General features: G+C 65.4%; 20 protein-coding genes and 1 pseudogene. 10 read left to right on the forward strand and 11 right to left on the reverse strand.

Translation table 11 applies throughout. The annotated features are described in order from the left end of the window. Positions 1-165: 165 nt before the first annotated feature. Entirely contained in the window at positions 166-3,222 is a 3,057-nt protein-coding gene (locus DGN21_RS12765; protein ID WP_065032472.1) for a TonB-dependent receptor, read from the forward strand. 298 nt (positions 3,223-3,520) lie between these two features. On the opposite strand, the gene DGN21_RS12770 is transcribed toward DGN21_RS12765, so the two are convergent. Both DGN21_RS12770 and DGN21_RS12775 read right to left on the reverse strand, forming a co-directional pair. Further along, positions 3,521-3,916, reverse strand: a complete 396-nt coding sequence (locus tag DGN21_RS12770; RefSeq protein WP_228607703.1) for a hypothetical protein — start codon at positions 3,914-3,916, stop codon at positions 3,521-3,523. Between the two features lie 199 nt (positions 3,917-4,115). Beyond that, positions 4,116-5,711: an NAD(P)/FAD-dependent oxidoreductase gene (locus DGN21_RS12775; protein ID WP_126965955.1), complete on the reverse strand. Its 1,596-nt coding sequence runs from the start codon at positions 5,709-5,711 to the stop codon at positions 4,116-4,118. A gap of 339 nt (positions 5,712-6,050) precedes the next feature. Between DGN21_RS12775 and DGN21_RS12780 the strand changes: the two genes are divergently transcribed. The 3 genes and pseudogenes from DGN21_RS12780 to DGN21_RS12790 all read left to right on the forward strand — a co-directional run bounded on the left by DGN21_RS12780 (position 6,051) and on the right by DGN21_RS12790 (position 10,727). After that, a complete protein-coding gene (locus DGN21_RS12780) occupies positions 6,051-8,153 on the forward strand; it encodes a M13-type metalloendopeptidase (protein WP_160954488.1) in 2,103 nt (700 codons plus the stop codon). Positions 8,154-8,291: 138 nt separating this feature from the next. Next, positions 8,292-8,543: pseudogene (locus tag DGN21_RS12785) on the forward strand (M13-type metalloendopeptidase); the annotation flags it as partial. A gap of 171 nt (positions 8,544-8,714) precedes the next feature. Beyond that, entirely contained in the window at positions 8,715-10,727 is a 2,013-nt protein-coding gene (locus tag DGN21_RS12790) for a M13 family metallopeptidase (protein ID WP_024939531.1), read from the forward strand. Positions 10,728-11,079: 352 nt separating this feature from the next. Here the strand turns inward: DGN21_RS12790 and DGN21_RS12795 are convergent, their stop codons facing one another. The 6 genes from DGN21_RS12795 to DGN21_RS12820 all read right to left on the reverse strand — a co-directional run bounded on the left by DGN21_RS12795 (position 11,080) and on the right by DGN21_RS12820 (position 16,971). After that, positions 11,080-11,778: a rhomboid family intramembrane serine protease gene (locus DGN21_RS12795; RefSeq protein ID WP_126965953.1), complete on the reverse strand. Its 699-nt coding sequence runs from the start codon at positions 11,776-11,778 to the stop codon at positions 11,080-11,082. 40 nt (positions 11,779-11,818) lie between these two features. Next, entirely contained in the window at positions 11,819-12,226 is a 408-nt protein-coding gene (locus DGN21_RS12800) for an MGMT family protein (protein WP_126965952.1), read from the reverse strand. Between the two features lie 188 nt (positions 12,227-12,414). Next, on the reverse strand, positions 12,415-13,785 hold the full coding sequence (gene gorA / locus DGN21_RS12805) for a glutathione-disulfide reductase (protein WP_126965951.1): 1,371 nt from the start codon (positions 13,783-13,785) through the stop codon (positions 12,415-12,417). Continuing rightward, entirely contained in the window at positions 13,782-15,032 is a 1,251-nt protein-coding gene (locus tag DGN21_RS12810; protein ID WP_126965950.1) for an FAD-dependent oxidoreductase, read from the reverse strand. Before DGN21_RS12810 ends, gorA begins: the two co-directional genes overlap by 4 nt. A gap of 7 nt (positions 15,033-15,039) precedes the next feature. Then, positions 15,040-16,284, reverse strand: a complete 1,245-nt coding sequence (locus tag DGN21_RS12815) for a DUF418 domain-containing protein (RefSeq protein ID WP_126965949.1) — start codon at positions 16,282-16,284, stop codon at positions 15,040-15,042. Positions 16,285-16,491: 207 nt separating this feature from the next. Then, entirely contained in the window at positions 16,492-16,971 is a 480-nt protein-coding gene (locus DGN21_RS12820) for a peptidylprolyl isomerase (protein ID WP_024939526.1), read from the reverse strand. 46 nt (positions 16,972-17,017) lie between these two features. Between DGN21_RS12820 and DGN21_RS12825 the strand changes: the two genes are divergently transcribed. Both DGN21_RS12825 and DGN21_RS12830 read left to right on the forward strand, forming a co-directional pair. Next, positions 17,018-17,626, forward strand: coding sequence for a C40 family peptidase (locus DGN21_RS12825; protein WP_175430018.1), 609 nt, complete (start codon positions 17,018-17,020; stop codon positions 17,624-17,626). Positions 17,627-17,735: 109 nt separating this feature from the next. After that, a complete protein-coding gene (locus tag DGN21_RS12830) occupies positions 17,736-18,485 on the forward strand; it encodes a C40 family peptidase (RefSeq protein ID WP_016903983.1) in 750 nt (249 codons plus the stop codon). Between the two features lie 149 nt (positions 18,486-18,634). Here DGN21_RS12830 and DGN21_RS12835 read toward each other — a convergent pair whose 3' ends face one another. From DGN21_RS12835 to DGN21_RS12845, 3 genes are all read right to left on the reverse strand, one after another. After that, a complete protein-coding gene (locus DGN21_RS12835; protein ID WP_024939524.1) occupies positions 18,635-19,126 on the reverse strand; it encodes an acyl-CoA thioesterase in 492 nt (163 codons plus the stop codon). Positions 19,127-19,232: 106 nt separating this feature from the next. Next, entirely contained in the window at positions 19,233-20,069 is an 837-nt protein-coding gene (locus DGN21_RS12840) for a methyltransferase domain-containing protein (RefSeq protein WP_104650879.1), read from the reverse strand. A gap of 9 nt (positions 20,070-20,078) precedes the next feature. Further along, complete coding sequence (locus DGN21_RS12845) at positions 20,079-21,419, reverse strand: dicarboxylate/amino acid:cation symporter (RefSeq protein WP_126965948.1); 1,341 nt, start codon at positions 21,417-21,419, stop codon at positions 20,079-20,081. 142 nt (positions 21,420-21,561) lie between these two features. Here DGN21_RS12845 and DGN21_RS12850 point away from each other — a divergent pair, with 142 nt between their 5' ends. The 4 genes from DGN21_RS12850 (at position 21,562) to DGN21_RS12865 (ending at position 25,827) form a co-directional block, all read left to right on the forward strand. Next, entirely contained in the window at positions 21,562-23,268 is a 1,707-nt protein-coding gene (locus tag DGN21_RS12850) for an alkaline phosphatase (RefSeq protein ID WP_126966140.1), read from the forward strand. A 91-nt stretch (positions 23,269-23,359) separates the two neighbouring features. Next, a complete protein-coding gene (tilS, locus tag DGN21_RS12855; RefSeq protein ID WP_126965947.1) occupies positions 23,360-24,655 on the forward strand; it encodes a tRNA lysidine(34) synthetase TilS in 1,296 nt (431 codons plus the stop codon). A gap of 31 nt (positions 24,656-24,686) precedes the next feature. Continuing rightward, a complete protein-coding gene (locus DGN21_RS12860; protein ID WP_016903977.1) occupies positions 24,687-24,950 on the forward strand; it encodes an exodeoxyribonuclease VII small subunit in 264 nt (87 codons plus the stop codon). Position 24,951: 1 nt separating this feature from the next. Then, on the forward strand, positions 24,952-25,827 hold the full coding sequence (locus DGN21_RS12865) for a polyprenyl synthetase family protein (protein WP_126965946.1): 876 nt from the start codon (positions 24,952-24,954) through the stop codon (positions 25,825-25,827). The last annotated feature ends 113 nt before the right edge of the window (positions 25,828-25,940 follow it).

The raw sequence follows: 25,940 nt of genomic DNA on the forward strand, positions 1-25,940 counted from the left end.
CAATTTGTGCGCAGATCCGCATATTTGATGCGGATCTCGCCGTTTTCATTAACGAATCATTCAAAGCGCTTGCGACTCAGACCACACATTCATTACGTTCGGGTTAAGGCCATCTGACTCTCCGGTGACCGCCACTTCTCCCGATGCCCAGCTGAAAGGTTAGGAATGAGCAATCAAATTCGTCGCCATGCCCTCAAGCGCACCGCTCTGGCTGTTGTGCTCGGCGCCTGTCTCGCCAATGGCGCGGTCTACGCACAAAGCACCACCGGCAGCATCTACGGTAGCGCTCCCTCGGAAGCCGGCAGCACCATCGTCGTTCAAAGCGACACCGGCCTCAGCCGGACGATCACCATCGACGCCAACGGCCGTTACAACCTCGGCTCGTTGCCGGTCGGCGCTTACACCGTCACCTTGAAGCGTGGCGATCAGGTCGTCGACACCCGCAAGAACGTGCAGCTGCGCGTGGGATCCGGCACCGAGGTGTCGTTTGCTGGCGCAGCTGCCAGCGGCAGCACCGATGCAACCACGCTCGGCGCGATCACGGTCACTGCCGCCAATGCACCGAAGATCGACGTCAGCTCCACCAGCTCGCGATCGGTGATCACGTCCGAACAGCTGGCAACCCTGCCGCTGGGACGCAGTGCGGAGGCGATTGCGTTGCTCGCGCCTGGTGCAGTGGCCGGCAGTGGCGCTTTCAATAACGGCTCGCGCTCGGTGGTCTCTTTCGGCGGTTCCGGCGTTACCGAAAATGCTTATTACATCAATGGTTTCAACGTCAGTAATCCGCTGAGCAACCTGGGCGGCGTCAGCCTGCCCTATGGCGCAATCGACCAGCAGGAAACCTATACCGGCGGCTATAGCGCCAAGTACGGCCGTTCCACAGGCGGCGTGATCAACCAGCTCGGCAAGCGCGGCACCAATGAATGGCATTTTGGTGCACAGGCAGTGTGGGAACCAGATTCCCTGGCAAGTTCGACTGGCGATGTCTGGTTCCCGAGCAACACCCTGCCTGCGGGTTATGGCTACACCAACCGTACCCAGCCTGGCACGCTCTACCGCAGTGGCAAGGACAACAATCAAACCCGTACTGTCTACAGCGCGTATGCGGGCGGCCCGCTAATCGAAGACAAACTCTTTATTTTTGTCGCTGGAGAAACCGATAAGACCGACGGCGTCACCACCAACGCACGCACAAGCTCTATCCAGGGACAGAACAACTACGGGTACAGCTCGCCCAAGTTTTATGGAAAGCTGGACTGGAACATCAACGATTCCAATATTTTGGAATATACCCGCATCCAGAACACTGACCGACGCGGCGGCTACTACACCGCATTCAATTACGACGATCTGAGCACTGGGGGCGCGACCGGGACTTTCCCGGATACGTTCAAGATCACTGACAAATACGACATTTTCAAATACACCGGTTATCTCACCGATGATCTGACCTTGAATGCCACCTGGGGCCGCAGCACCCAGCACAACCGCCAGTTCAACCCCAATATTTCGGACCTTCCATTCCTCGACGGCGTCACCGAGCAAGATCCGGCAATTGTGGGTAACACGCCGATTCGCAACGATCAGGCGACCAATCGAGCCAAGGCTGATGACCCGATCAGCAAGTCGCGGAGCCTCCGTCTAGAGTTGGAATACCGCCTCGGCGATCACGATTTGACCGCTGGCGTGGACAATATGTATTTCAATGCCTACAACGAGGGCGTTCGCACCACGGGTCCTGGCTATCAGTGGATCTATGGCCGCCAGGACAATCCTACTGAAGGCATTAACCCCGAACTTGGCGTCGGTGCGCCCGGCGGACAGGGCTACTACGCGCAACGTCGGATCTTTACGACAACCACGAGCATGGCGGTCGAGCAGAAAGCCTATTATTTGGAGGACCGTTGGCAGGTCAGCGACAAGTGGCTGCTGACCCTGGGCATTCGCAACGATAAGTTCACAAACTACAATAGCGACCACGTTGCCTATGTCGACAGCGGTGATCAGTGGGCGCCGCGGCTGGGTGCAAGCTGGGATGTGTTCGGCGATTCGTCACTAAAGATATTCGCCAACCTTGGGCGCTACTACCTGGCGTTACCCAATAGCGTCGCCATTCGTGGAGCATCGGCCTCAACCTATACTGACGAATACTTCACATACACTGGTATCGACGCCAACGGCGAGCCAACCGGTCTTGGAGCGATTGGTCCTGGCCCGGTCTCGAGCAATGGCGAATACGGCCAGGCGCCGGATCCCAATGCGTTCGCGCCCAGTGATCTGAAGTCGCAGTATCAGGACGAGATCATTCTTGGCTTCGAGAAAACTCTCGGCGAGAGCTGGAACTCGGGCGCCAAGGTGACCTATCGCAAGCTGCAGAGTGCGATTGATGATGTCTGCGATCCTGGCAAGATGTCCGCGAAATTGGCTGCAACTGGTGGAGATGTCAGCAGCGTGAGCATCCCGGGGTGCGTCATGTTCAACCCTGGCCAGACCAATACCTACAATCTTGCCAACGTCGACGGCTCAGGCTATACGCAAGTGCGCATGAGCCAGTCCGATTGGGGTTTCACCGACAAGGCGCGTCGCAATTACGTTGCCGTGGACCTGTTTCTGGAACATCCGTTCGACGAAAAGTGGTACGGCCGTGTCGACTACACCTGGTCGCATAGTTACGGGAATACCGAAGGTCAGGTTAAGTCTGACATCGGTCAGTCCGATGTCTCCAAGACGCAGGACTGGGATGCGGCTGAGTTGATGTATTACGCAGGCGGTAGTCTGGCAAATGATCGCAGGCATCAGCTCAAGGCATTCGGTGCGTATCAGATCACGCCGGAGTGGATGGCATCGGCGACTGTACGCGTGATGTCGGGCACACCGATCTCCTGCCTGGGCTACTTCGGGTCGAATGAAGGCAATCCGATCGGATATGGCTCTGCGTACCACTACTGTGGTGGCCAGGCTTCACCTCCGGGCGACGCTGGACGTACCCCGTGGATCAAGAATCTGGATCTTGGCATTACCTACCGGCCTTCCTTCGCCGACCATAAGTTGGCGCTGGGACTTCAGGTCTTCAACGTCTTGAACGACCGCTCGGTAAATCGTGTTGAAAGCCGCTACAACACCGCGCCCTTCACCGTTCGCAACACCTATGGTGTCGGTACCGAACCCTACAACTACAACACACCGCGATTCGTCCGTCTGACTGCAGCCTACGATTTCTGATCGCAGGAACCGGATCGCCGTAATGGCGCTTCCGGAGCAGAAATCACTTGAAAAGGCCCTGGTTTCCAGGGCCTTTTTTTATCCATTACCGAAGAGTCATGGCAATCACCCTGGTATTGGTCAATCACCAAAATAACCCGTGCAACATTATGTCCAGGCGCACGCTGACCAAGCCTCCTCCTGAGTGTGCTCCAGACCCGCACAGATACAAGCCGGAATCGCACCGCGATAGATGACGCCCCATCCCGGCAGCGGGCTGGGGCAGAAGAACTCTACCGCTGGCCCTGAAGTGACTTATCTAACGCCTAACAGGTGTCCATCCAAAGTCCCATAGAAGCTCAGGCTCAGTTGTCTCGCACGGAAAGCGCCGGATCAAATCACACGCCTCCTCTTCTGTGAAAGGCGCACTACTTGTCAGCGAATAAGTTACCGATGTATCGTTTTGAATATTGCAAGACCCTCCACCCGGCGGACAAATGACTTCACTACTGCAGCCGCCCTTAATCGTCAAACGATATGGCGCAGAAGTATCCCCTCCTTCCCATTGCGCGTTATTGCAAAAATACGCCTGCTGACCGACGGGAACGCCCTCGGCACTAAAATAGACGTAATTGATCGAGTTCTTACGGGCAGCCTGGACGTCTGCTCCAGCACATGCGAGGGCAATCAACAAAGCAACAGAAGCAATCTTCACCTGACATCTCCTTGTGAGTGAAATTCGCGCAATTACCGTAAGCGCACGCCATTATTATCACTTCCCAAGATAGATTTCAGATAAAGATCACATTTTTACAAGACAAGTTAGTAAAATTATTTAATTTCTCAGATGAGTGCCTACTTCAAACCAGATCCTCCCTGGCGGCGAATTCGATTCAATACATTGCAGCAAAAACTCAATCACCCAAAATCACCCGCGCCGCATTATGTCCAGGCGCGCCAGTGACCCCGCCGCCAGGGTGGGTTCCCGAGCCGCATAGATACAGCCCGGCAATCGCGCCGCGATAGGCGCCCTGCCCCAGCATCGGGCGTGCGCTGAAAAGTTGATTGAGGCTGAGGGCGCCGTGGAAGATGTCGCCGCCGATCAGCCCGAAGATGCGTTCCAGATCGAGCGGGCTGAGGATCTGCCGGCCCAGTACCGAGGCCGCGAATCCGGGTGCATAGCGCTCGACCGTCGCGATCATCAACTCGGCGACTTGCTCACGATGATCGTCCCAATGCCGGCCATCCGGCAGCTGCGGTGCCACGTGCTGGCAGAACAGGCTGGCCACGTGTTGACCGGGCGGTGCCAGCGTGTCGTCCAGCGTGCTGGGAATCAGCAACTCGACCACCGGTTCGCGTGACCATCCCGAAGCGCGCGCATCCTGCCAGGCACGGTCCATGTAATCCAGGCTGGGCGCCAGGATGATGCCGGCAGTCAGATGATCGCCCGTGCCCGGCAAGGCGGTGAAATCCGGCAGCCGCGAGAGCGCGACATTCATGCGGAAGGTGCCCGATCCGCAACGGTAATGCGCCATGCGTTCGCGTGTCGCCGCGGGGACATCGTCCGGCTGCATCAAGCGCTGATACAGCAGCTTCGGATTGACATTGGCCACCACTGCACGCGCACGCAGCGTCTCTCCTTGAGCGGTGATGACACCGACCGCACGCCCCTGCTCCACCAGCACGCGCGCCACTGCGCAGCCGGTGCGAATCGTCACGCCAGAGTCGCGCGCACTGGCGGCCATCGCCTGGGTGATCGCGCCCATGCCGCCGATGGCGTGCCCCCAGGCGCCTTTGACACCATTGCTTTGCCCGAACACGTGATGCAGCAACACGTAGGCGGTGCCCGGCGTGTAGGGGCTGGCGTAATTGCCGACGATGCCGTCGAAACCGAATAGCGCCTTGATCGGTGCGCTTTCGAACCAGCGATCCAGATACTCGGCGGCCGAAATCGTGAACAGGTCGAGCAGCTCCTGCCGCAACGCGAGCGGTAGCTCCTGCAGCTGCAGCCCCAGCTTGCCCGCGCGCCATAGCTGCGGCAACGCGCGCAGCCATCCACCATCGCTGACATCCGGCGGTGGCTGCAATGCCAGCGCACGCAAGACATCGGCCAGTTGCTCCAGGCGCGCTTCATAGGCAGGCAATGCAGCGGCATCGCGCGCGGAGAACTTGCCGACTTCCAAGGCAGTGCGCCCCGCGCCGGCCAGCAGGTACTCGCCAGTCGGCAATGGCAGAAAGTTGTTGATGCGGCGCGCCACCACGCGCAGGCCATGTCGCTCCAGGGCAAGATCGGCGATGACCTTGGGTTGCAGCAACGACACCGTGTACGCCGCCACCGAGTTGCGAAACCCCGGGTGAAATTCTTCGGTGACCGCTGCGCCGCCAACGACGTCGCGCGCTTCCAGCACCACTACCCGCTTGCCGGCTTTGGCCAGGTAGGCGGCGCAGACCAGCCCATTGTGGCCAGCGCCGATGATCAGGGCATCCAACGGTTCGGAGGCGGTAGGCATGCGCTTGTATATAGCACTGCTTGCACAGCAGGAGCATTCAGGTACTCGCCCCTCTCGACCGCCGCCCGCGCAACGACACAGACTGCCAGACCAGGTAGGCACAGCCTCAAGCCACAGCGCACAGGACGCGAAAACACCGGGCCGCCACTGCGCTGGTGCCCTGCGCAGGACTGCCGCCCATCCGGACACCGTCGGGCCGGTTCACCTACACATGCCGCACCCATGACCTTCGACACCATGCCATCCGGCTGGCGAGGCGTAGAGTGCCGGCCACAGCCCCGGCGACGGGGCTTCCCACATCTGCTCCTGGAGCCCTTTGTGATTCGTACACCTCATTTGTTGACCCTGTCCCTGGCCGTGGCCGCCGCGCTGAGCGGTTGCAAGAAATCCGAAGACGCCGCGCCGGCCGCGCCCGCGGCCGATACCGCCGCAACCACCCCGGCGGCTCCCAAGGCGCTGACCCTGGACCAGAGCAAGCTGCCGGCCGTGAACCAGTTCACCGCCGCCGACCTGGATACCAACGGCAATGCCTGCACGGATTTGAATGCGTATGCCAACGCCAAGTTCCTGGCCGCCAACCCGGTGCCGAGCGATCGCACCAGCTGGGGCGCGTTCGAGATGCTCGACGAGCGCTCCAATGCGATCCAGCAGCAGCTGGTCGAACAGGCCGCGGCCGACACCAGCGCCACCGGCGTGGAAAAGATCGTCGGCGACCTGTGGTCCACCGGCATGGACGAGGCCAAGATCAACGCCCAGGGCATCGAGCCGCTGAAGCCGGAACTGGCCGCGATCGACGCCATCAACGACCAGGCCAAGCTGGTCGACTATCTGCGCAGCAGCGCCGCCAAGGGCAACAACGAGCTCTTCAGCTTCGGCGCCGAGGCCGACTTCAAGAAATCCAGCCAGAACATCGCCTATGCCATGCAGGGCGGCCTGGGTCTGCCGGATCCGGAGTACTACACCAGCGCCGCCAACAAGGCCAAGCTGGAGGCCTACCAGGCGCACGTGGCCAAGGTGCTGGAACTGTCCGGCGTGGCCGCGGCCGATGCCGCCGCGCAGGCGAAGCAGGTGGTCGCGTTCGAGACACGTCTGGCCAAGGTCTCCAAGACCAGCACCCAGATGTCGCGCGATGCGTCGCTGGCCTACAACCCGATCTCGCCGGCCGATGCCGACAAGCTGACCCCCAACTGGTCGTGGACCGAGTTCTTCAAGTCGCAGGGCGTGGCCACGCCGGAGATGTTCTCGCTGGCGATCCCGGCCTTCCACCAGGAAGTGAGCAAGATGATCGCCGACACCGATCCGGCAGTCTGGCGCGCCTACCTGCGCTTCCACACCGTCGATGGTGCCTCGCCGTTCCTCAGCCAGCCGTTCGTCGATGAGAACTTCGCGTTCTATAACCAGACCCTGCGCGGGCAGAAGCAGATCAAGCCACGCTGGAAGCGTGTGCTGGCGACCATCAATGGCCAGACCGGCGAAGCGCTGGGCCAGATGTACGTCAAGGTTGCCTTCCCCGCCGACTCCAAGGCCAAGATGGAAACCCTGGTGACCAACCTGCGCACCGCGCTGAAGGCCCGCATCGAAAAGCTGGACTGGATGAGCCCGGAGACCAAGACCAAGGCGATCGCCAAATGGGAAAGCTTCACGCCCAAGATCGGCTACCCGGAAAAGTGGCGCGAGTGGAACGGCTTGAACACCAGCCGCGACAGCTACCTGGGCAACGTGATGGCCGCGTCCGAGTACAACTACAAGTGGAACCTGTCCAAGATCGGCAAGCCGGTGGACAAGACCGAATGGGGCATGAGCCCGCAGACGGTCAACGCCTACTACAACCCGTTGCAGAACGAGATCGTGTTCCCGGCCGCGATCTTGCAGCCGCCGTTCTTCGACCCGAATGCGCCGGAGGAAATGAACTACGGCGGCATCGGTGCGGTGATCGGGCATGAGATGACCCACGGCTACGACGACCAGGGCAGCCGCTTCGGTGCCGATGGCAACTTCATCGCCGATCCGGGTTGGTGGACGCAGAAGGATCTGGACGCCTTCAAGGCACGCACCGGCAAGCTGGTCGCGCAGTTCGACGGCTATCGCACACCGGCCGGCGACAAGGTCAAGGGCGACCTGACCCTGGGCGAAAACATCGCCGACCTGGGCGGCCTCAACACCGCCTACGACGCGATGAAGACCGCCACCGCCGGCAAGGACGACCCCAAGACCGACGGCATCACCCGTGACCAGCGCTTCTTCCTCAACTGGGCCACGGTGTGGCGCCGCAACTTCACTCCGGAAGAACTGGTGGTGCGCCTGAAGACCGATCCGCACGCGCCGGCCAACTTCCGCGCCATCGGCGCGCCGTCGAACATGCCGGCGTTTGCCGCCGCGTTCTCGTGCAAGGCCGGCGATGCGATGGTGCGTCAGGGCGATCAGCAGGTCGTGATCTGGTAATTGCGCAAGTGCGGTAGTTCGGGCGGGCGGCGATCGAAAGATCGTCGCCCGTTTTTTTTCCTTCGGTTTTACTGTTGCGTCCGCGGGGAAATCACGGCCGGCCACATGCATCGCCACCGCCGTCACTGCATCCAGCCCCACCCCGAACACGCGCTGACGATCGATGGGGATCGCCCGGAACGACGCTTCTTCCCGGGTTTTGCGCGCAACTGGCGCGAACAGATCCGCGAGCAGCAGCAACTGGTCTATCTGGCCCCGGGCCCGCATGCGCCCGGCAGCCTGCGTGCCACTGCCGTCCCCTCGAGCATGCCGTCCTTCGCACAGGCCTCCGCATGCAAGGCAGGTGCTCCGATAGTGCGTGCCGAAAAAGACCGCGTGGTGATCTGGTAGGCGGCTGCAAGCGCTTTCAGCTCGATCGCAACATGCACAGGCCCGCGCTTGCGGGCCTGTCGCATTCATGCAAGCGGCCGGCACCGAAGACCGGCAGCAGCTCGCGCCCGCCTGTACGGGGCGCAGCCTTGCTAAACTCCGCCGACTTCAATCTGGCCACCCTTCTTCTCGATGCCCACCATTCGTCCGCTTGCCCTCGCTCTTGGCTTCAGCCTGATCACGCTGCTGTCCGCCCCCGACGCCGACGCCGCTCGCAAGAAGAAGGCCGCTCCCAAGGCCCCGGCCGTGTCGGCGGCCTGCACCGATTTCTACGATTACGCCAATGCCGGCTGGCTCAAGGCCAACCCGGTGCCGCAGGCCGGTGCCGTCACCGCGCTGGGCCAGCTGTCCGAGCGCGCACTGCAGCAGCAACGCGAGTTGCTGGATGCGTCGATGAAGGCGCCGCAGGGCAACGTGCAGAAATTGCTCGGCGACTTCTGGGCCAGCGGCCTGGACGAGGCCTCCGTCGAGAAGGACGGCTCCAACCCCATCGCCCCCTTGCTGTCGCGCATCGACGCGATCAAGAAGGCCAAGGATGTGCCCGCTTCCATCGCAGCACTGCATCAGGTCGGCATCCCTGTCGGCTTCAATTTCGGCCCGGACGTGGACCTGAAGGCGCTGGATCGCCACATCGGGTATTTCATGCAGGGCGGCATGGGCCTGCCGGACCCGGCGTTCTACACCCGCACCGACGCCGACACCCAGGCGCTGATGGGCCGCTACCGCGCCTACGTCAAGCAGATCCTGGCGCTGACCGGCACCCCGGCCGACAGGCTCGACGCCGATGCCGCCTCGGTGCTGCAGATCGAGACCGCGCTGGCGCGCAGTGCGCAGTCGGTGCAGGGCATCAACAACCCGTTCAACAACTACGCCCCGATCGCTACCAAGGAGCTGACCAAGCAGTACAAGAATCTGCGTCTGGCCGACTTCCTGGAGGCACAGGGCGTCAAGGACGACCTGGTGTCGATGGCCGACCCGGCCATGTTCAAGCAGCTCGACAGCATGATCGTCAGCATCAAGCCGGACCAGTGGAAGGCCTATTTGCGCTGGCGCGTGGGCGACGCGATGGCGCCGTACCTGTCCAAGAGCTTCCACGATGCCGAGTACCAGTTCCGCGGCCGTCTGCTGCGTGGCGATGCGCTGCCGCCGCAGCGCTGGCAGCAGGTGCTGGACGCGATCAATATCGCCGCCGGCCCGATGCTCGGCCGCGAATACGTGGCGCGTTACCTGAGCAGCGACACGCGCCGCCAGGCCGAAGCGATCGCCGACCAGGTACGCGACGCGCAGCTGGCCGCGCTGGAGCGCACCGGCTGGGGCAACGGTGAAGTGATCGCCGAAGCCAAGGCCAAGCTGGCGGCGATGAAGATCGAAGTGGGCGCACCGCGTCGCGATCTGGATTACACCGTGCAGCCGATGGGCCGCGGCAGCTTCGGCGGCAACATGCTGATCGCCTCGACCTGGCGTCACCGCGAGGAGATGAAGCGCATCGGCAAGGGCAACGCCGACCGTCGCTGGGACGTGTTGCCGCAGCAGCCGGCAGTGGCCTACGACATTGCGCAGAACCGCCTGATCATCACCGCCGCCGTGCTGCAGGCACCGGTGCTCACCGCCGGCAGCACCCCGGCCGCGCAGTACGGCGCTTACGGCGCGCTGGTCGCCCACGAAATGACACGTGCCATCGACGCCAAGGGCTCGCTGGTGGATGCCAAGGGCGAGTTGCGCAGCTGGTGGACGCCGGCCGAGAAGAGCAGCTGGACCATGCTGACCGGCAAGGTGGCCAGCCAGTTTGGTGCCTACCCCTACCCGGGCGTGCCCAACGTCAAGGTCAACGGTGCGCAGACCGCCGAAGAAAACCTGGCCGACCTGGCCGGCGTCGAACTGGCCTGGCAGGCCTTCAGCAAGGCACAGCCAGCGGCCACCGAGGCTGACAAGCAGGCATTCTTCACCGCCTGGGCCGGTTTGTGGGCCCAACAGCTGTCGCCGAACGAAGCGGTGCAGCGTGCCAGCGCCGACATCCGGGCGCCGGGCCAGTGGCGCACCAACGGCCCGCTGTCCAACCTGCCGGAGTTCGGTGCGGCATTCAGCTGCAAGGCCGGCCAGCCGATGCAGCGCGTGGATGCCGAGCAATTGAAGATCTGGCGCTGAGTCAAGCGCCAGGAAGTCACTGGCAATCAACACGCAGTGGCAGGCAATAAAATAAAGAGCGCGGACTCCGCGCTCTTTTTTTGTGTCTGGCAGTCCATCCATCCCAACATTTGGTAGGAGCGGCCCCGGCCGCGATGAAGCCTTGCCGGTAACGCCCCATCGCGGCCAGGGCCGCTCCTACGGATCAGTGTGGATCTGCCACGCCCGGCTGCCAGTCATCCATCCGTTGCTTGCCTGACAACGCACGCTTGGTAGGAGCGGCCCCGGCCGCGATGAAGCCTTACCGGTAACGCCCCATCGCGGCCATGGCCGCTCCTACGGATCAGCGTGGATCTGCCACGCCGCGACTACCTCAACGCACCACACGCAGCGGCGGCTTGCGCCCCTTGCCACCACTCTTCCTGCCGCCGCTGCCGCCAAACGGCGACTGCCCGCGCCAGTAACGGATCATCAGCCAGCCGAACAGCATGCCGCCCAGATGCGCAAAGTGGGCCACGCCCGGCTGCCAGCCGGTCGCACCCAGGAATAGTTCAATTGCACCGAACACGATCACGAAGGTGCGCGCCTTCATCGGGATCGGCGGAAACAGCAGCATCACCCGCTGATTGGGGAACAGCATGCCGTAGGCCAGCAACAGACCGAACACCCCGCCCGACGCCCCCACCACCGGCGCCCCGCTCTGGGTGAACCAGGCCATCAGCAACTGGCACACGCCGGCACCGGCTACGCACACCAGGTAATAGGTCAGAAAGCGCTTCTGCCCCCAGGTCTGCTCCAGCGCCGCGCCGAACATGAAAAGCGCCAGCATGTTGAAGAACAGATGGTTGAAACCGCCATGCAGGAACGCATAGGTCAACAACTGCCATGGCATGAAGCTGGCGCCGGGCGAGAACGCATCGAAGCCATTGGAAATCGGCCATAGCATCAACGAGGACAGCGCCGCATCGGAGGGCAGCACGCCGGCGCCCAGGTCGCCCAGTGCCCATTGCAGCAGGAACAAGCCAATATTGGCGATCAACAACGCTTTGGTGACGGGCGGCAGTTGGGGCATGACGGCATCCTTCGGAATGCCAACCATCATAACGGCAGGCTTATGAAGGTCCCCACACGGCGGCATCCAACCGCTGCGCGGCGCTGGCACGGCGCACCCGGCCCTGCTCGACCACCACGCCTTCGGCACGCAGCCGCCGGCATTGCTCACGGTAGCCGGACGAGCCTTCCGGCAACGCGATCCGGCCATCGCTGCGCAGCACCCGGTGCCACGGCAGCTGCGGATCATCATTGCCGCTGAGCACGCGCGCCACCAGCCGCGCCCGCCCGGGCAGGCCGGCGCGTAGTGCGACCTCGCCATAGCCGGCAACCTGGCCGGAAGGTAATGCCCGAATCGCCGCAAGAATGCGCAGCCGCGCCTGTTCGCCGGAGAGCGGCTCGGCGTTGGAGGCGGCACGCGCAGATGGATTGGCGGATCGACGCGTCGTTGGTTTGCGGGGCTTGGACATCGCGCAAGGATGCCAGCTATGGGATTGAAATCCCTCTTCCGTCCGAGCGAGGAGGCAGTGTTTGCGCGCGGGGCTGCCGCAAGTTGTGGCACGCAGGGGCCGACGCGAGTCCCTGCATCCGGCAGGGCGCTGATGCCCTCGTCGGCCCGGTCACAACTGCCGCACCAATGCATCAGTGCATCAGTGCATCAGTGCATCAACACGATCTCTTCCGACGAGGTGGGATGGATCGCCACGGTCTCGTCGAAGTCGCGCTTGGTCGCACCCATCTTCACTGCCACCGCAAAGCCCTGCAGCATTTCGTCGGCGCTCTCGCCCAGCAGATGCACGCCGACCACGCGCTCCTGTTCGCCCACACAGACCAGCTTGAACAGGCTGCGCTGCGGCGCGTCGGCCAGCGCGTGCAATATTGGGCGGAAGTTGCTGCGGTAGACACGCACCGCGCTGCCGTGCCGCGCGCGCGCCTGCTCCTCGGTCAGTCCGACCTGCCCGAGCGGCGGATGCGAGAACACCACGCTCGGCACGCCTTCGTAGTCCATGCGCGCATCCGGCTGCTTGCCGAACAGGCGATCCATCAACTTGCGTCCCGCCGCGATTGCCACTGGCGTCAGTCCGACCTTGCCGCCGACATCGCCGATGGCATGGATGTTCGGCACGCTGGTGGTCTGGCCTTCGTCCACCACCACCTCGCCCTTGTCGCCCAGGCGCACCCCGACCTCCTCCAGACCCAGCCCCGCCGTGTTGGCGCGCCGGCCGGTGGCGAAAAACACCTTGTCGAAGACGTCGTTGCCCTGCTCGCTGGGGTGCGCGGGATGACCATGCACGCGCAGCCTGCCTTCTGCATCGCGCTCCAGGCCGGTGGTGGAAAACCCGAAATGCAGGCGCACGCCAAGATGCCGCAGGTTGTCGGCCAGTTGCAGGGTCAGCTCGGCATCGAAGCGCTCCAGCAACCGCTCGCCCTGCACGAACAGATGCACCCGGCTGCCCAGCGCCTGCAGCAGGCCGGCGATCTCCACCGCGATATAGCCGCCGCCGATGATCGCTACCTGCGCGGGCGCATGACAGAGATTGAAGAAATCGTCGGACACCTCACCGTGCTCGGCACCTTCGATGTCCGGGCGCAGCGGGTGCGCACCGGTGGCGATCACGATGTGCTCGGCGGTCACCGGCACGCCGTCGCTGCCCATGATGGTATGGCGATCCTGCAACACGCCGCGCTGCGGAATCATGACCACGCCATCTTCGTCGAGGCGGCGCCGATAACTGGCGTGGATGTTGCCGATGTAGCCCTGCCGGTGGGTGACCAGTTCCTGCCACGCCAGGGTCGGTCGCGGCACATCGAAACCCAGCGCCCCGGCCAGCTCGATCTTGCCGGCCAGATCGGCCGCCAGCCACATCGCCTTCTTCGGCACGCAGCCGAGATTGACGCAGGTGCCGCCCAATTCGTTCGGCTCCATCATCGCCACGCGCGCGCCATACTTGGCCGCGCGAAACGCAGCGGCCAATCCACCGGAGCCGCCTCCCAGGATCACCACGTCGTAGTCGTACCGGGCACTCATGCGAAGCGCTCCGCCCGGTAGGGATGCGGGTCCAGCGCAGGTGCGCGGCCCGTGATCAGGTCGGCCATCAGTTGTCCGCTTGCAGTGCTCATGCTGATGCCGAGCATGCCATGTCCCGCTGCGAGCCAGACGTGAGGACGGCCCGGCACCGCGCCCAGCACCGGCACGTCGTCCCAGGTCATCGGCCGCCATCCATACCAGCGCTCGATCACGGCCGGGCCAGCCGGCGCATGCAGATAATCGGCCGCTGCGCGCTCCAGTGCCGCAAGGCGCGTGGGGTTGAGGTGGGTGTCGTGCCCGGAGAATTCCATCGTGCTACCGATACGCAGACGATCGCGCCATGGCACCACGAACACCCAACGGTCCTTCAGCACCACCGGGCGACGCGGCATCAGCGCCGGGGCGGTATAGGTGATCGAATAACCCTTGCCGGCCTGCACCGGCAGACGCAATCCCAGTTGCGCCGCCAGCAGCGGCGACCACGGGCCGGTTGCGATGACCACCTCGCGCGCCTGCAGTCGCCCACGCGCGGTGTGCACGCACGCGCCGCGTGCGTCCGGCACCACCGCATCGACGCGGCACTGCGCCTGGATCACCGCACCGCGCGCGCGCAGCACTCTTGCCAGTTCTGCGGTGTAACGCTCCGGGCGCAGATGCGCATCGCCGGGGAAATGGATCGCACCGGCAATGCCCGCGCGGAATGCCGGATCCTGGCGCACGTAGTCGGCACCGTCGATCATTTCGGCCTGGATACCCCACTGCGCAAGCACGTTGCACTCGTGGCGATAGTGCGCAAAGCGGCGCGCATCGGCAAACACGTAGTCCAGCCCATCGCTGCGAAATTCGCAGTCCAGCGCATAGCGCTCGACCCAGTCGTCGAAGCGTTGCCGCGCATCGCCCAGCAACGCCGCGCGCGCCTGCGCGCTGGCCTGCCAGTGACGCGTATTGCAGCGCTGGGCGAACTGCAGCAACCAGCGCCACAGCGCCGGGTCCAGACGTGGCCGGATATACAGCGGCGCGTCCGGCGTCAGCATCCATTTCAGCGCCTGCGCGATCATGCCCGGCGCTGCCAGCGGCGGCGCATGGCTCGGCGTGATGGTGCCGCAGTTGCCGTACGACGTCGCCGCACCCACCGCACCGGCGTCGAGCACGTGCACCTGCCGGCCCGCTTCGACCAGTGCCAGTGCAGTCGCCAGCCCAATGGCGCCGGCACCGACCACCACCACATCGACAGGCGCGCCGCTCATGTGCGCACTACCCCACGCGCGCGTCGCTGCGGCGCATCGGCGGCACACGCAGATAGGTCACGCTGCGCCATAGCCATTCCATCGGCCCGAAGCGGAACCAGCGCAACCACCATTGGCTCAGCACCACCTGCAACGCAAACAGCGCCAGCGCGAACGGCAGCTGCCATACGCGCGGCAGCTGCTCGAAATAGCCCAGCCCGTAACCGTAGAAGATCCACGTGCACACCAGCGACTGCAGCAGGTAGTTGCTCAGCGCCATGCGTCCGGCGGGCGCAAGCCAGGCCAGGCGCGGCGCCAGGCGCACCACCCAGGCCGCATAGCCCAGGCTCATCAGCGGGCCGGCAATCAGCGACAACGCGAACGCACCCGACAGGCGCAGATCCAGCCGCGCCGGATCAATCCACGGCTCCAGCGCGTAACTCACCCCCATCACGCCCAGCCCGAGCGGCAGCACCACGTAGCGCAGGGCCCGAAACAGGCGCGGGAAGCGCTCGGGCGCGGCGATCGCGCCACTGCGCACAAACCAGCTACCCAGCAGGAACATGCCGAGCATCGCCGGGCCATTGATGCTGAGCCCGGTCATCGCGTGCTGCAGGTCGTGCCAGCGCTGCAGCGTGGCCTGCGCATAGCTGCCGCTCCCGAAGGCGGCGCGCTGCGCCTGCACGTTCGCTGCCGCCTGTTGCGCCGCATCGGCCATCGCGGCCTTCCATTCCACGGCAGCCGCCGGATCGAGCTGCATCAAGGTGCCTGCGACGCCGTACAGCAGCGTCAACCCGGGCGCGCAACAGTAGACCAGCGCGGCAAACCACGGCAGCGTCACCGTCGGCACCGAGCGCGTGGCCAGCAGCAACAAGGCCAGCAAGGCGTAGGTGACCAGCACATCGCCGGACCACAGCAGCAGCGCATGCAGCAGGCCGATCACCAGCAGCCCGACGGTACGGCGCAGATAGGTGCCGAACAACCCGCGCCCGGCCTGCGCGGCGCGTTGCGCCATCACCGCAAAGCCCATGCCGAACAGCAGCGAGAACAGCGTGTAGAACTTTCCCTGCACCAGCAGGTACACCAGCGCATCGGCAACCCGGTCGGCGCCGCGCCAATGCGGCTCCACGCCGGTGACCGCCAGATCGAGCGGGCCGACGAAGGCTTCGATATTCATCAGCAGGATGCCCAGCAGCGCAAAACCGCGCAGCACGTCGAGCACCGCGATTCGCTCGCTGATTGCGATGGGCAGCAAAGGATCGCGCGGGGTCATCTCGGCTCGGGCAGCGCGGCGCGGCGATCGCGGCGCGCAACATGCAAACAGCCCGCCGAGATGGCGGGCCGCGGAAACACATTCAGCCAACGCTGGTCACACACACACGATCGGCGCGTGCAAGCCGGCATCACCGTGCGGTGCATGCCGATCCTGCAGATAGACCGCATCAGTCCGTCTGCCACACAGGCAACGTGACGACTGCGCTCAGTGGTGATGGCCGCCTTCGCCATGCACATGCCCGTGGTCGCGCTCTTCCTGGGTGGCTTCACGCACCTCGATGATCTCCACGTCGAAGTGCAGGTCCTTGCCGGCCATCGGGTGATTGAGATCGACGTCGACCACGCTCATGCCGACCTTCTGCACCGTCACTGCGCGCGGGCCGAAGTTGGTCTGCAGCACCACCTGGGTGCCCGGGACCAGCTTGGTGGCGCCGAAGTGCTTCTTGGGCACGCGCTGGCTCAGGCCTTCGCGGTATTCGCCGTACGCTTCGGTGGCCTTGACGTCCACGCCGAAGCTGTCGCCGGCTTCCTTGTCCATCATGGCCGCTTCCAGGCCCGGAATGATGTTGCCGTGGCCGATCATGATCGCCAACGGGTCACGCTCCTTGGAGCTCTCGATCGGCTCCTGGCCGAGCTCGGAAACGGTGTAGTGGAAGCGGACGACGCTGTCTTTTTCGATCTTCATGCCTGGCTCTGGATAGGCTGCCCGGTGGCAGACGGTGGAGGACGGCTTGTCGGCCGCCGGGTGCGCCGCCATCATGGCGACCTTTCGAACCGCCCATTATCCCGGCTCCATGCATATCACGCCAGTTTTCGCCGCCCGCGCCCGCCGCGCCGCGGCCAGTTCGTTGCTGGGCCTGCTCGTGCTGCTGGGCGGTTGCGCACAGGCGCCGGTCCGTCGACCGGCCGCCACCCCGCCACCGGCACCGCGTGTCTGGCCACAGGTGCCGCCGTCCAACCCGGCTGCCGCCAACAACATCCTGATGCGTGCGCTGGGCCTGGTCGGCACGCCGTACCGCTTCGGCGGCAATACGCCGGAAACCGGCTTCGACTGCAGCGGGCTGGTCACCTATGTCTACAAGGATGTGCTGGCGCTGTCGCTGCCACGCACCTCGCGGGAGCTGGCCGCGGTGCAGGGCCCGCGCATCCCGCCGGAGCAGTTGACCACCGGCGATCTGGTGTTCTTCGGCTCCAGCGGCAACGTGACCCATGTCGGCATTTATGTCGGTGAAGGCCGCTTCGTACATGCTCCGAACACCGGCGGTACCGTCCGCTTGGATTTCCTGGATGGCGCCTACTGGCGTGACCATTATTCAGGTTCAAAACGGGTTTTGCCCTGATATGTGATATGCATCACATTTCATAAAACGGAAATTTAACCTTTTTTGAACGTAACGATTCTTTCACCAAGGCATCATCCCGCATCGACAGCAGAATTGTGATTCCCGCGTGACGAACGACGAACAGATCAACACTGGCGCCGCACCGCTTCCGCCCCGGAAACCGCTCCGCCTGCTATGCGCCACCGCTCTTTGGCTCGCAGCCCTACCCGCCCTGGCCCAGACCGCCAACGGCACCGCATCCGCTCCGCAGACGACCACGCCAGACAGCGCCGTCGCCGCCGAGAAAGCCGCAACCCGCAGCCGCGCCGACGCCGCTGCCACCGCAACACTGGCCGCCCTGCTTCCGCACCTGGCCGCCAACGACGCCATTCCGCTGATGGACCGCTCGGCGATGTTCGCCGGTGACCTCAGCCGCCTGCTGGCCAATTACGACGTCTCCCAGAGCGCAGCCAATGCTGCCCAGAACGCCGTGGCCGACAGCCGTGTGCAGGTGATCCTGCAACGCGCCATGGCCCTGCTCGGCACCCCGTACGTCTGGGGCGGCGAGTCCACCGAAGGTTTCGACTGCAGCGGCCTGGTCGGCTATGTGTTCAAGACCGCCCTGGGTATCGACCTGCCGCGCGTCTCGCGCGACATCGCGCGCGACGAGTCTGCTGAACTGATCAAGGACCCCAACGCGCTCAAGGCAGGCGATCTGGTGTTCTTCGGCAGGCGTGGTCGCATCGACCACGTGGGCCTGGTGGTCGGCGATGGCAAGTTCCTGCACGCGCCCAGCCGCGGCAAGGACGTGCGCGTGGATTCGCTGGCCAGCGGTTACTGGAGCGAGAAGTTCATCCAGGCACGTCGGGTGCTGTGATCCCGAGCAGCTGATCCACTGCACGACAGAAAGGCCGCGGAGATTCCGCGGCCTTTTGCGTTGTGGACAATCTTTGCGCGGAAGCTCCCTACCGTCGCCGCGCACGCATCTGGATCCCGTACGCAGCACCACACACCTCGCCACCCCGATCAGCGCGCGGCATCGGCCTGGTAATGCGCCATGGTGTCCTCGATGCCCTTGCTCAGTTCCATCACCTTGAGCGCGTATTCGGCCAGGCGCTGATCCTCGGGCGTGCCCGGCCGCCAGGAAGGCACTTCCACCGGCGTGACACCATCCGGGTCCATCGCCACGAACACGATGATGCAATGCGTGCAGAGCCGCGAGTCGCCGCCCATCGGGCTGCGCGCTCGCACATCGATGGCGAAGTGCATGCTGGTGCGCCCGGTGTAGACCAGCTTGGCCGACACCGCGACCAGATCGCCGATCCGCACCGGCGCCACGAAGCGGATGCCGCCCACCGCCACGGTGACGCAGTAATGCCCGCTCCAGCCACTGGCTGCGGCAAAGCCGACCTGGTCGATCCACTTCATCACCACGCCGCCATGCACCTTGCCGCCGAAGTTGACGTCGCTGGGCTCGGCCAGAAAACGAAATGTCAGATCACGCTGTTGGCCAATCACCGCCCGCCCCCGTCAATGGATGAGCTGGCAGTGTGCCATGCGGGTGGGACGTCAGCGCGCCCGAGGCAAACGCCTGACACCGGGTCCGGCAATGCCGATGCTTCACTCAGGAACGCAGCGCATCCAGGTTGTCCTGCCTGCGCAGGCACAGCCACGGAAAGTGGGGTTGTTTCATCCTGAGCATTCTTCGTAGGCGCGCCCCCGGGCGTCGCGGGTCGAACAGTCGCTGCACCACAAAGCGGTCGAAGCTGGCGTAAGTATGCTGGTGGTAGTGCGCGGCCAGCGCCGGAGCGCCCAGTTCGGTGAAGTAACGCAGGCTGCGCGCGGCGCTTGCGTTGGCGGCTTGCGCATCCGCATACAGCGGGCTGTCGAGGATGTGCAGCTCGCCGCCGTCGCGTAGTTGGGCGAGCAGGCGCACGACCAATGCCGCAGGGTCGGCGAAATACTGGATGCAGGCCGGGACCACGATGACGTCGAACAGATCGCGTGGCAGCGCCAGGGTCTGGATATCGGCGGCGATGAAACTCAGGCGCTGGTCATGGCCGAACACGCGCGCGGCCTGGGTCAGCTCGGTGCGGTTGACGTCGATGCCGCAGACGTCGCGCTGCAGCGACTGCGCCAGCAGCTGCGACAGCCAGCCGTTGCCGCAGCCCAGTTCGGCTATGGCGCCCTCGCCTGCCTGCGCGCGCAGGTGCTGGACCAGCAAGGCGCTGGACAGCGCACGCACTTGCCATTCCAGACTGGCGCCGAGCTTGCCGCCGGGACGCGGCAGGCTGCGCACCTGTGCATCGGTGTAGAGCCGGCCTTCCTTGCGCCGAACCTGCAGATACTGCTGCTCGAACGGGTCGTCGGCCAACGACCGCTGCACCAACACGCCGTCGACGCTGTGCAACTCGGGCAACTGCTGCAGGCGATCGCGCAGCGTGGGAAATCCAGCGCGCATCGGCGGCAGTCAGCGCTGCGGCGGCGCGCGATCGGTCAGCGGATCTTCCAGGCCCACGTTGGTCGAGGCCGACTCGTAAACGGCCTTGTCGAGCAGGCCGGTTTCCTTGGCCACCAGCACCGGCACCAGCATCTGCCCGGTCACGTTGGTCATGGTGCGCATCATGTCGAGAATGCGGTCGATCGCGTACAGGTAGCCGATCACTTCCAGCGGCAGGTTGGCCGCGCTCAACACCACCGTGGCCATGATCACCGCGGTGCCGGGTACGCCGGCGGTGCCGAAGCTGCCCAGCACCGAGGCGATCAACACCACGAAATACTGGTTGGCGGTCAGCGGCACGCCGGTGTATTGGGCGATGAATACCGCGCACAGGGCCGGGAAGATCGCACCGCAGCCATCCATCTTGATGCTGGCACCCAGCGGCACCGCAAACGCGGCGTAGTCCTTGCTGACGCCCAGGTTATGCGTGATCGAGCGCATCGCCACCGGCATCGCGGCAAAGCTCGATGAACTGACGAAGGCCACCTGCATGCCCGGCGCCGCGCCGCGGAAGAACTTCCAAGGGTTCAATCCATGCAGCAACAACAGGCTGCTGTAGACCACTACGATATGGATCGCGCAGGCCACATACAGCGCCAGCACGAAGTTGCCGAACGGCAGCAGTTTCTCGAAGCCATAGCTGCCGACCAGGCTGGCGATCAGCCCGAAGGTGCCGAGCGGGGTCATCTCCAGCACGAAGCGGGTGACCTGGATCATGATGTCGCTCAACTGCGCGGTGAGCTTGCGTGCCTCGGCCACGCGCTCGCCGAGCTTGACCATCGCAAAGCCCAGCAGCGCGGCGAAGAAGATCACCGGCAGGATCGATCCGCGCCCGGCCGCCAGCACCGTTTCGCCGGCCGCATTGGTCTTGGTGCCGATGCCGGTCAGTGCGTAGAACGGGTTGGAGGGCACCACGTCCAGCAGCACCTTGATCGGGCTGGGCACATCGCGCGGTTTCCAGGCCGAATCCACGCTCAGGCTGAAATGGCCGGCGCCGGGCTGCATCAGCGTGCCCACTGCCAGGCCCACGCCCACCGCCAGCGCGGCGGTGATGACGAACCACAGGAAGGTGCGCCCACCGAGCGCGGCGACGGATTTTTGCCCGTGCAGCGAGGAGATCGCATTGATCACCGCAAAGAACACCAGCGGGATCGCGATCATCTTGATCAGGGTGACGTACAGATCGCCGAGCGGGCCGAACCACACATCGGCCGCCGGCCCCATGGCCCAGCCGGCCAGCGCGCCGAGCACGAAGCCGGCCACCACGCGTTGCCAGAACGGAATGCGCAACCAGGCCGAGACCAATGTCATGCGTCGAATCATCCGGGGGGAGAGTGCATGCACCATAGCCCAGGCCCGCGTCGCCCGCGAGGCCACGACTGGAACAGCGGCGTGTCATCTGTGTGACACCAGGCATCCCGGCATAATGCGCGCTGATTCAGTCACGAGTTCGATGCCGATGCGTTACCGCCTGCCTGCCCTCGCCGCCCTGACCACCGTGTGTGTCGCCGCCTGCGCGTCCAGCGCCGGCACCAGCGCATCCGCGCCCACCGCCGTGCGTGTGGAGGTACCGCAGGTGGTGCATCCCGCCGGCGAGACGCCGCAATGGTGGTACCGCTCGGGTGCCGCGCGCGCAGCCGGCAACGGCGCGATGGCCGGGCGCGCGCGCAACGTGATCCTGTTCCTGGGCGATGGCATGAGCCTGACCACGGTGGCGGCAGCACGCATCCTGGATGGCCAGCGCAAGGGCGAGCCGGGCGAGGAGAACCTGCTGTCCTGGGAACAATTTCCGGCCACCGCCTTCAGCAAGACCTACAACACCGATTCGCAGACGCCGGATTCGGCCGGCACCATGACCGCGATCACCACCGGGGTGAAAACGCATATGGGCGCGATCGGCGTCAGCAGCGGCAACCGCAGCGACTGCGCCGACAGCCTGGGCAAGGGTCTGCTGAGCTGGCTGCAGTTGGCCGACAGCGCCGGCATGGCCACCGGCATCGTCACCACCACCCGCCTCACCCATGCCACCCCGGCGGCGACCTATGCGCATTCGCCGGACCGCAACTGGGAAAACGACACCGACCTGCCCGAGTCCGCCCGCACTGCCGGCTGCCAGGACATCGCCCAGCAACTGCTGTCCAGCGCGCGCTTCGGGCGTGGCCCGCAGGTGGTGCTGGGCGGCGGACGCAGCCAGTTCCAGACCGTGCAGGAGCGCGATCCGGAATACGACGACAAGGTCGGCCTGCGCCTGGACGGCCGCGATCTGGTCGCCGAGTGGAAGCAGGCGCACCCGCAGGGCGCCTACGTGTGGAACGAACAACAGTTGCAGGCGGCCGCCGGCGCGCCCGCATTGCTTGGCCTGTTCGAGCCGGATCACATGCAGTTCGACCACGACCGCAATCGCACCGCGCAGGGCGAGCCCAGCCTGACCGAGATGACCCGTACCGCGATCCAGTCGCTGTCGCGCGACCCGAACGGCTTCGTGCTGATGGTCGAAGGCGGCCGCATCGATCACGCCAACCACGCCGGCAATGCCTACCGCGCGCTCGACGAAACCGTCTCGCTGTCCGATGCAGTACGCGCCGCCGTGCAGACCGCGCCGCCGGACACGCTGATCATCGTCACCGCCGACCATTCGCATACGCTCAACTTCGTCGGCTACCCGGTGCGCGGCAACCCGATTCTGGGCAAGGTGCGCGGCACCGGCGGCGAAGAAGGCGACCGCAGCCAGCTGGCCACCGACCTGGCCGGCCAGCCCTACACCACGCTGAGCTACGCCAACGGCCCCGGCTACACCGGCGCCAGCAACGCGCAGCCGGCCGGCCCCAAGAAGTACCCGCACGAACCCAGCAACAGCGAGCCGGCCGCCGGCCGCCCGGACCTGACCCATGTCGATACCGAGGCGCCCAGCTACATGCAGGAATCGCTGGTACCGACCAAGTCCGAAAGCCATGGCGGCGAAGACGTCGGCATCTGGGCCACCGGCCCGGGCAGCGCAGCCTTCCGCGGCACGCTGGAAGAGAACGTGATCTACCACGTCATCGTGCAGGCCACCCCGCGCCTACGCGAGCGCCTGTGCAAGGCCGGTACCTGCGACAGCGCCGGCGTGCCGGTGGAGTTGCCGCAGTCGGCCACGTTCGAGACTGCGGCCAAACGCTGATGGGCAGGCTGCGCGCAGCGCGGACGGTGGCGGCGCGGCGTGCCCCGCCGCCCGCGTGCGGATGCAGCGTCGCAGCACGCCATCTGCATCGATGACCGGATTGCTGCCACCCGCGGCGCCGCCCGGCCCGGTGCTGGTCGCCTACAGCGGCGGCGTGGATTCGAGCGTCTTGCTGCACCTGCTGGCAGCGACGCCGCGTTATCGCGACACGGGGCTGCGTGCAGTGCATGTGCATCACGGCCTGCATGCCGATGCCGACGCCTGGGCCGCGCATTGCCAGCGCCACTGCGACACCCTGCACGTCCCCTTGCAGATCGCGCACGTGCAGGTCGCGCGCGACAGCGGCCTGGGGCTGGAAGCGGCGGCACGCCATGCACGCCACGCCGCGTTTGCCGCGGCACTGGCGCCCGGCGAATGGCTGGCGCTGGCGCACCATCGCGACGATCAGGCCGAAACCTTCCTGCTGCGCGCACTGCGCGCTTCCGGCCCGGACGGCTTGGCCGCGATGCGCGCGCAGCGTCCCTTCGCCGCCGGCATGCTGTGGCGTCCCCTGCTGGCGCATGCGCGCGCAGAGGTGCTGGCGTATGCACAGGCACATCGCCTGCAATGGATCGAAGACCCCAGCAACGCCGACGCGCGCCACGACCGCAACTTCCTGCGTACCCAGCTGATGCCCGTACTGCAGCAGCGCTGGCCACAGGCCGCCGAGGCACTGGCGCGCAGCGCGCAGCTGAGCGCCGATGCCAGCGACCTGCTACTGCAGGAGGACACCGCGCTGCTGCCCGGCCTACTGACCGCCGCCGGCGCACTGGATCTGCAGGCCTTGCGTGCGCAGCCGGCAACACGTCGGCCGCGGCTGCTGCGCGCCTGGGTGGCGGCAGCGCAGGCGCCACCGCTGCCTGCGCACGGCGTTGCCGCCCTGGAGCAGGAAATCGACGACGACGCGCCGGATCGGCAGGCCTGCTTTGCCTGGCAACAGGTGCAGGTGCGGCGCTGGCGCCAGTGCCTGTACCTGCTGCGTCCGCACAGCACGTGGCCGGCGTCATGGCAGGCCTGCTGGGATGGCACGTCCCCGCTGCCACTGCCGGATGGCGCGCAACTGCAGTTGCACGGCGCACCCGGCCTGCGCTTCGGGCAACCGCTGCTGGTGCGCGCACGCCAGGGTGGCGAACGCATCGTGCTGCCACAGCGCGCGCATTCGCACCGGCTCAAGCACCTGCTGCAGGCGCTGGATCTACCGCCCTGGCAACGCGCGCGCCTGCCGGTCCTGTGGGCCGACGGCCGGGTGCTGGCAGCCGGCGACCGCATCGTCTCGGCAGCATTGAGCGACTGGCTGCGCGCGCATGGCGCATCCTTGCGATGGCGCGACCACGCCACTGCGAATTGACCCGCCTGCCTGCGCGCCGCACACTTTGACGATGGTCAAAAAATCCTTGAACGAAACATCCCCGGTCGCCCGCTTCGAACAGTCGCTGGAAGAACTCGAGCAACTGGTGCAGAAGATGGAAGTCGGCGACCAGAGCCTGGAGCAGTCGCTCACCGCCTACGAGCGCGGCATTGGCCTGTACCGCGACTGCCAGCAGGCACTGGAACAGGCCGAACTGCGCGTGCGCATGCTGACCGACCCCGCGCGCCCCGATCTGGCCGAAGACTTCCAGGCGCCGTCGCAGGACGGCGGCTGAGGTGAGTTCGGCGTTGTTCGAGCACTGGATCGGCCGCACAGAACGCAGCCTGGAGGCCAGTCTGCCAAGTCCCACCCTGGCGCCGCAGCGACTGCACGCCGCGATGCGGCACGCGGTGCTGGGCGGCGGCAAGCGCATGCGCCCGCTGCTGGTGTATGCGACCGGCGCACTGTTCGGCGCCGACGAGGACCGCCTGGACACGCCCGCGGTGGCGGTGGAGCTGATCCACGCCTATTCGCTGGTGCACGACGACTTGCCGGCAATGGACGACGACGCCTTGCGCCGTGGCCAGCCCACCGTGCACATCGCCTTCGACGAAGCCACGGCGATCCTGGCCGGCGACGCGCTGCAGACGCGCGCCTTCGAGCTGCTGGCTGCGGCCCCGGTCAGCGCGGAGCTGCGGGTCGGCTGGCTGCAGAGTCTGGCCACCGCCGCAGGCGCTGCCGGCATGTGCGGCGGCCAGGCGCTGGATATCGATGCCACCGGCCAGTTGCAATCGCTGCGCGATCTCGAGCGCATGCACGCCCTCAAGACCGGTGCACTGATCCGCGCCGCGGTGCGCATGGGCGCGCTGACCGGCGCTGCCGCAGCCGACGACCAGCAACGCCTGGATGCATTTGCCGATGCGCTGGGCCTGGCGTTCCAGGTCCGCGACGACATCCTGGATGTGGAATCGAGCTCGGCGCAGCTGGGCAAGACCGCCGGCAAGGACGCCGCGCAGGCCAAGTCCACCTATCCGGCCCTGCTCGGAATGGACGGCGCCAAGGCCAAGCTGGCCGAACTGGCCGCCCGCATGCACGACATCCTGCAGCCCTACGGTGCGCCCGGCGACACGCTGGCGACGCTGGGCCGGTTTGCGGTGGACCGCGCGCACTAGCGCTCCGCGTTCGTTTGAGCTGCCGCACAGGCGCGCCGGGCGCCTCGTGCGCCGATGCCTGGCGACATGCGCAGGCTCCGCCGATGCGCAAGGGCGAGCGGCCGCGCAGCCGG

Origin of the sequence: Xanthomonas sp. MLO165, assembly GCF_018831305.1 — a bacterium.
Classification (GTDB): Bacteria; Pseudomonadota; Gammaproteobacteria; order Xanthomonadales; family Xanthomonadaceae; genus Xanthomonas; species Xanthomonas arboricola.

What these genes read in the sequence shown, in the direction of transcription:
- DGN21_RS12860 (WP_016903977.1), top strand. Translation starts at nt 24,687, where the DNA reads ATGGTCAAAAAATCCTTGAACGAAACATCCCCGGTCGCCCGCTTCGAA.
- DGN21_RS12845 (WP_126965948.1), bottom strand. Translation starts at nt 21,419, where the DNA reads ATGACATTGGTCTCGGCCTGGTTGCGCATTCCGTTCTGGCAACGCGTG.
- DGN21_RS12810 (WP_126965950.1), bottom strand. Translation starts at nt 15,032, where the DNA reads ATGAGCGGCGCGCCTGTCGATGTGGTGGTGGTCGGTGCCGGCGCCATT.
- DGN21_RS12775 (WP_126965955.1), bottom strand. Translation starts at nt 5,711, where the DNA reads ATGCCTACCGCCTCCGAACCGTTGGATGCCCTGATCATCGGCGCTGGC.
- DGN21_RS12800 (WP_126965952.1), bottom strand. Translation starts at nt 12,226, where the DNA reads ATGTCCAAGCCCCGCAAACCAACGACGCGTCGATCCGCCAATCCATCT.
- DGN21_RS12850 (WP_126966140.1), top strand. Translation starts at nt 21,562, where the DNA reads ATGCCGATGCGTTACCGCCTGCCTGCCCTCGCCGCCCTGACCACCGTG.
- DGN21_RS12795 (WP_126965953.1), bottom strand. Translation starts at nt 11,778, where the DNA reads ATGCCCCAACTGCCGCCCGTCACCAAAGCGTTGTTGATCGCCAATATT.
- DGN21_RS12765 (WP_065032472.1), top strand. Translation starts at nt 166, where the DNA reads ATGAGCAATCAAATTCGTCGCCATGCCCTCAAGCGCACCGCTCTGGCT.
- DGN21_RS12790 (WP_024939531.1), top strand. Translation starts at nt 8,715, where the DNA reads ATGCCCACCATTCGTCCGCTTGCCCTCGCTCTTGGCTTCAGCCTGATC.
- DGN21_RS12815 (WP_126965949.1), bottom strand. Translation starts at nt 16,284, where the DNA reads ATGACCCCGCGCGATCCTTTGCTGCCCATCGCAATCAGCGAGCGAATC.
- DGN21_RS12840 (WP_104650879.1), bottom strand. Translation starts at nt 20,069, where the DNA reads ATGCGCGCTGGATTTCCCACGCTGCGCGATCGCCTGCAGCAGTTGCCC.
- DGN21_RS12820 (WP_024939526.1), bottom strand. Translation starts at nt 16,971, where the DNA reads ATGAAGATCGAAAAAGACAGCGTCGTCCGCTTCCACTACACCGTTTCC.
- tilS (WP_126965947.1), top strand. Translation starts at nt 23,360, where the DNA reads ATGACCGGATTGCTGCCACCCGCGGCGCCGCCCGGCCCGGTGCTGGTC.
- gorA (WP_126965951.1), bottom strand. Translation starts at nt 13,785, where the DNA reads ATGAGTGCCCGGTACGACTACGACGTGGTGATCCTGGGAGGCGGCTCC.